Raw genomic sequence first — 6,138 nt, forward strand, 5'->3', positions numbered from 1 at the left:
CATAGCGTTCAAAGCCACCTTCGGCAAATGTTGTCTGTCTCATGGTATTTATGATTCAATGGAAAATAAGCTTATATTACCGTTTCTGAATCATTGCTCGGGGACTTAATCAGAGATTCCTTAGATAAAAACTTGGGAAAAATTCTTTAAAATTCTACGATAACAGAATTTAAGAAAATAAACGTACTTCTAGAATTGAGGTAAATGATTAAGTGCTTGCTTGCCGGTTGCAGCAACCACATCTTGCGGTTTTAACGCTTGTTTAGGACCGACGGCAGCCTATGCCAGGAACCCATAGACGAGCAGGAGTTGTGCAATGAAAATTGTCTACCTAGATCACCATGTCGTGGCCGATCAAGTCGCCTGGCCATCGATAAAAGCGCTTGTCGATACCGGTCATATCCGTGTTGCTATTTCAACCTGGAATATTCGAGAAATAGTTCAGGCCAGACATGAACGCGTCGAGCGTGCGGCATTTTTGGAATCGCTTCGCCCTTTATACATCCATGACATGCTGGTTCTGCAGCGTCTGGAAATTGTCTCGTTCCTGAATGAGTCGCTATTTGGTGGGCGTCGATTACCGTTCCCCATGTTCACCGAAACATTTACCGAATTTCTGCAGATGAATTACCAGATTAAAGTTCGTCGTGAATATCAACTCACTGACTACGTCCGTGCCGAGGGTGACGTGACTGGCGATATCGTGGAATTGCGTAAAGCAGACCATGTTGAAGCGATGAGCGCAATGCTGAAAGATCCTGCTGGCGTACAGCGCGTCGATGAGCAGACTAATCACGCAAAGATGGCCACATTGATTCCGCGTCGAAACTCGAAAGGAGGCTTTTGGGAACCGTCACAAATTGCGGATATCCTGGTTCACTGTCACAACCACCGATCAACGTTGCTGCGAGATTGTCCAGCGATCCTTGCTGAAGATGCCCTCAGCGGACCTCGGCTAGCAAGCCCAACGCGCAAGCCTAGGACCAGTGACACCGCTGATCTCTTTCATAGCGTTTCGGCTTTGGCGTACACCGACATATTGGTCAGCAATGATGCTTGGGCGCTGAATCGAATCTTGTCAGCAAAACAAACCATGCAGCGTCATGGAGTCGGTGGCTGCGAAGTAATCCGCTCGATACCGACCCTCGAACAAGCGTTGCCCGTTGCAGTATAAGTCCGCCAGGCTATTCGCATATCTGCAATCGTTCGATTGAAGCTTCTGAAAGACTGCATTTTGATTGAAAGTCTAATTCGTTTCCGAAGTCGAAATGTAAGCGCCAGTTTATTCCCCGTGCACCGCAACGCGCTCACAAATTGCGATGTAAGGAAGATGATGTACTCTACCGAAAAACTTTAAGGATATCGAATGGACTGGGAAGCATTATTTAGCGCCTCCAGCAACAAACTAATGGCCGAACTAGCAGAGTGTCGCGCTGCACTTGAACACCGTGGCCTTAAAGGCACGGCCAACGAAGCAACATTAGCCGAGGCCCTTCGTGTCTACTTGCCAGGCAGCATTGAAGTGTGTACTGGCGAAGTGATTGACAGCAACGGTGGGCGTTCCCAGCAAGCTGATATTTTGTTGTTTGACGGAGCCACCGCGCCACGATTTTTTTCACAAGATAATATCAACGTTCTTCCGGTCGAAGCCGTTTATGCTGCGATTGAGGTCAAGACCTATTTGAACAAACAAGCCATTGAAGAAGCCTTTAAGAACATGAAGGCTTTCAAACAGCTCGATAAGAGTGCTTTTCATCCGAACCGAGCAACCACCGACAAGCTCCTCTACGGTATGCCAAGTCAGCACTGGCCGGTTCAATTTTTTATCTTTGCATATGAATCGGATTCTTTAGAGACCGTCCTAAATCATGTGAAGCGCCTCAATGCAAGTCAGCCCATTCATCAACAAATCGACCTCGTCTGCATTTTGGACAAAGGTTTGATTTTGAACGTAGGCCCTGAGGGTCTTCAGCCAATACCCATGCCGGATACAAACCTTATTGCGAAGCCAAGTTCGAAGGCGTTACTCACGTTTTACGCGCTACTTATCCATCTGTACGGGCAAGCTAGTAACGAACCAATCTTTATGGCCGCATATTTGAAGCACATTCAGCACTGAAATTGATGGTTGTTGCTCCGCTGAATGCAGGTAGCGGCCAGTCATTGGCATGTTACCTTACTGAAGCATCTTGTTCGTAGGCCTCATACACATTACTTTGAAACATACTCGCGACCACTGATGTTCAAACCTCTATGCGTCAGGACTACAGCGAAGCGTTTGAAGAAAGCGAGATACTCTTCTAGAGACACTTCAACATGAACAGTTCTCACTGGGATGGGATCGGGTGTTGCTGCCAACGCCGCAACAGTTGTGTCGTAATCGCCATTTTGAAAAAGGTGTGCCGTAATCGCCATTTTGAAAAAGGTGTGCGGTAATCGCCATTTTGAAAAAGGTGTGCCGTGATATTAACCATCCCGAGTTTGCCAGCATGGTTCTCGCCTATCCACAGTGATGCTGCGATAAGGAATTCTGCTCCATGCGTTAATCCCTTGGCTTGAAGAAAGGTCTGAAGGTCGGTTTGATCCGCATTGTCTGCTGCTGCCGTACCTTCGAAGTCTTGATACTGCACTGATGCTTTGAATTTAGACATTTGGAACTTTCTATATGTGGTTGTAAATATTCATACTAGATTTGTTCTAACGCGCATGCGTTGACGTCGAAATTGACGCCTTTCTGATGGCCGAGTTGAGAGGGAATCCACAGGTTTAGGGCTACAGTTGCTCAATTAAAAGGCAATCCAAGAAAAATAGCTTAAAAGCAGAAGGCCATTTTAAAACGCAGAAATTTTTAAACAAAGCCCTCCAGCACATCACTTGCTAAAACAAATGATCCGCGTTTGACCGAATAAATATCGCCGCAAATGTTTGACGTGCGTATTGGTGCGCCGAATAAAAATATTTCCTTTAAATTCAAAGACTTAAAATTTTAATTAATTCTGCTGCCAAACGTTCTTGGTGCATATTGGTGCGGTAGGTAATCCTTCAATTACAGATTCGTGGGATGAAAAGTTAACCCGGATTTCTTACTCACCGTAGCCAGATAGGTAATAATTCAAGCAATACGCCGCTTTGCACTTCGCGTCGTTGCCTGCAGCAGCGCATCAGCGTAGCGTTCAACACTAAAGCGAAAGGTTCCCCGAAAGTTGATATGAGAGAAATGCCCGGGACCCATCCGCTGTAACCAGGTGTCTTCGATTGAGCGTCCACTTTTGCGCCACTTAACGATGGTGTCCTGCATGCGTGCAGTATTCCAAGCAATCACCAAATTGGTTAATAAGGCATGAGATCCCGAAATCGCGATCATTTCATCGGACCGTCTGCCACGTTCGGGCGGGACCTTGCCGTAATAGACAGCACGCTGGAGGAAATGCACGGATTCACCGCGATTCAAAATCGTTCGAATGACACGGCGAAATTGCAGATTGGTGAAATAATCGCATAAGAACAAAGTGCGCAGCAAACGCCCCAGATGATCCATGGCTTTGTGTAACGCATCTCCTTGGGCGGCGCTGCCCAGTTGCCGCATCAAAACCTGAATGCTGACACGACCGCTACGCGCCGACGCGAGTACTCGTAGATAGTCATCCCAGCCTTTTCGGATAGCGGCAACGGATACTTCCTTCGCTGCAGCCGTGTTGATAGCTTCTGGCACATCGAAATGGCGCGGCAAGTACAATTTGCGCTCAGACAGATTACGCAAATGTGGGCACAAATCAAAACCCAATCCCTTAGCCAGGGCCATCGCCACATTGGTGTAACCGTGAGTATCCGTAGCAAGTAGCGAGACCCGGATGCGATCCTCGCTCTTGTTGTAGTGCTCGGTTCCCGCAATAGCTACGCCGGCCTGTCGTTCATTCAGCACAATTGGCGTGTCATAGACGATGCCATATCGATCGAGGACATTGGTATAGATCCCGATGGCCTGGGACTTTCGACGAGGTTCCAGGCGTGCCTGCAGGAGATGGCGCGAAGCGTCCAGGCTCATCATGTCACCCGATGCCTTGTCACCCGTGCCCCAGAGCTCAGTAATGGGATGCTTGATTTGAAACTCTACAATCCGCTCGTTTGCTCGCCGCAAACGACCTGGTGCCTCCAAATTGCGCATTGCGGTGGAAACGTGGGCAGGATCAAGGTTGGGAACCATGGCCGCAACGCCCTTGGCGTCGATTTCGGTGCCGTGGGCAATGAGCGCAGCATACAGGGCGACCAATTCCTCTTCATTCTTGGCACGTCGGCCAAGTAATAGCTCGCTGAAATTCGTATGGTAGTCGACATCAAGCATAAGGTCAGGGAACTGGACGTCACCGATTTCCTTAAACATCAGGTCAAGTGTGCGTTTTGGTGCAGGGTCTTCTGGCAAAGCTTCTAGTTTAGGTAGGTGGATGATGCCATCGCTATCGATACTGATCATGCCTTTTTCCATACATGTCGCAAGTTCCTTCAGTCCTATGTCGATAGCCGCGAGCAATGGATTAAGGAAGCTGTCACAGTCGATCGGCATCTTCAGCAGTTGAGCATGTCGCTCACGCTCACGCTCCCATTTCTCGGAAGGAATCAGCGTATGTTCACGTCCACGGTAGCTCGCACTGTGGGGCACCCAGACCGAACCATTCCGCAGCCCTCTGCGCAGTCCTAGCATTGTTGCGGCCTCAAGCGCCTTAAAGGCCTGCTTCCGGTCGGAACTATTTACCAACTTTTGCCAAGCTCTGTCGGTCTCGTAGGCTTGTCCCTCTGGTAGTTCCGTGACCTTGCCAGCATAAAGATCCTGCAACTTGGTCAGGTTAGCTAAATGTTTTTGATTGGTTCGACCGTCCAGGCTTAAATGGCTTAGTGAGTGTAGCAGCGGCCGTATCCGGTCTTCGTCAGTAACCAATGTGGTGCGAACGTGGGCCGCATGACTTGCCGTCGGCTGGTCTTCAATGTCTATAAGCAGCTCGCCTATCTTGGAACGGAAATCCTCTGCCGTAAGCGAGGTATCTTGCCACATGGTCTTTATGTCCATCAAGTGCTTCCGATATGTCACTGAATTGCTTGCCTGCTTTGTTTGAGTGGACCGATAGGCTGAGCGGACAAGATCGGCAACACGCCGGCCTGCTTGAAACACGACGCTGTCACTTAATTCAAGCAATGTAACACGGAGAAAGAACACCAGTTCGATCATGAAGCTTGCATCAGTCAAACGTTTAGTCATGGAAGGGCGGCGGCTCTGGATGCGCTGCCCGTAACTGCGCTGCTTTTCCAGCGGGATGGACTCAAACATCCAAGTATCGACGTGCATCGCTTTGAGGAAAGAGATTTTTTCCAATGTCTCCTTGTAAGTCGATGGGCTATGTTTTTTCGGTGGTGTTTTGAGCCATTCGAGATAAGTCATCGACGTGCCCGGTAAAGGGGCGTAAACGGCGTCACGGCAAGCCGTGATATTTGTTTCGTCGACAGCCAACTTGATAGTTTCAGCGATCGCCTGCTCCACAGCTTCATAGCAGCGACGAGCCAAATCGCGCACAGGCCGATCGCCGGGGATCAATATTTTCTTATCATACAGCCAGCGAAATCCGGCCATCACCAATTCGTCAACAGATACGACCTCATTGGCATGCGCTGACAGGTAGGTGAACAGCTCATCACTAGCTGCCTGGTCGACCTCAACAAACCCAAGATACGATTTGGCCCATGCTTGATGGGCATAGAAGGTCTGCGAACGTTTGTAGATGGTCCGTAACGATGCAATTGTCGGAGTGGTGATATCCAGGGCTCGTCCGATGTAGCGCAGCAGCAACTTAGGTAATGCGGTTACTTGGTCTAAGGGTCTTCCAGTAGCGCGCAGTACTAAAAGTAGGGCCGCAGCACCTGCACGCCGGTCACCGCGAAATTCTTGGGTGATGGCGGCGATATCTTCAAGCGAAAGCTGAAAATATTGCTCCACATCAAAATCGGAAAGCCGATTAGGGAGAGCAATTAAATTACCTCCGGCAAAGCCGGAGGTTTATTGCTGGGGCGCCTCAAAGGCGCTGGTAACCCTTGAGCCGCCTAAAGGCGGCTACAGTCCCAATTTCATTTGGTCGTAACGCTCATCTTCCT

The 6,138-nt window shown here is 49.1% G+C and carries 4 protein-coding genes; 2 read left to right on the top strand and 2 right to left on the bottom strand.

Annotated features, from left to right (window positions below):
- Positions 1-316 precede the first annotated feature (316 nt).
- Together ACO0LI_RS30390 and ACO0LI_RS30395 are read left to right on the top strand one after the other, a co-directional pair.
- Positions 317-1,174 (top strand): hypothetical protein, encoded by an 858-nt coding sequence (locus tag ACO0LI_RS30390; RefSeq protein ID WP_423037639.1) that lies wholly within the window; start codon positions 317-319, stop codon positions 1,172-1,174.
- A 192-nt stretch (positions 1,175-1,366) separates the two neighbouring features.
- Positions 1,367-2,119, top strand: a complete 753-nt coding sequence (locus ACO0LI_RS30395; RefSeq protein ID WP_423037641.1) for a DUF6602 domain-containing protein — start codon at positions 1,367-1,369, stop codon at positions 2,117-2,119.
- Between the two features lie 208 nt (positions 2,120-2,327).
- On the opposite strand, the gene ACO0LI_RS30400 is transcribed toward ACO0LI_RS30395, so the two are convergent.
- Both ACO0LI_RS30400 and ACO0LI_RS30405 read right to left on the bottom strand, forming a co-directional pair.
- A complete protein-coding gene (locus ACO0LI_RS30400) occupies positions 2,328-2,651 on the bottom strand; it encodes a hypothetical protein (RefSeq protein WP_423037643.1) in 324 nt (107 codons plus the stop codon).
- A gap of 461 nt (positions 2,652-3,112) precedes the next feature.
- Complete coding sequence (locus tag ACO0LI_RS30405; RefSeq protein WP_423037645.1) at positions 3,113-6,016, bottom strand: Tn3 family transposase; 2,904 nt, start codon at positions 6,014-6,016, stop codon at positions 3,113-3,115.
- Between the last annotated feature and the right edge of the window lie 122 nt (positions 6,017-6,138).

The sequence above is a fragment of the Undibacterium sp. Tian12W genome, from assembly GCF_049339405.1.
In the GTDB taxonomy this organism is placed as follows: Bacteria; Pseudomonadota; Gammaproteobacteria; order Burkholderiales; family Burkholderiaceae_D; genus Undibacterium.

What these genes read in the sequence shown, in the direction of transcription:
- ACO0LI_RS30390 (WP_423037639.1), top strand. Translation starts at nt 317, where the DNA reads ATGAAAATTGTCTACCTAGATCACCATGTCGTGGCCGATCAAGTCGCC.
- ACO0LI_RS30395 (WP_423037641.1), top strand. Translation starts at nt 1,367, where the DNA reads ATGGACTGGGAAGCATTATTTAGCGCCTCCAGCAACAAACTAATGGCC.
- ACO0LI_RS30400 (WP_423037643.1), bottom strand. Translation starts at nt 2,651, where the DNA reads ATGTCTAAATTCAAAGCATCAGTGCAGTATCAAGACTTCGAAGGTACG.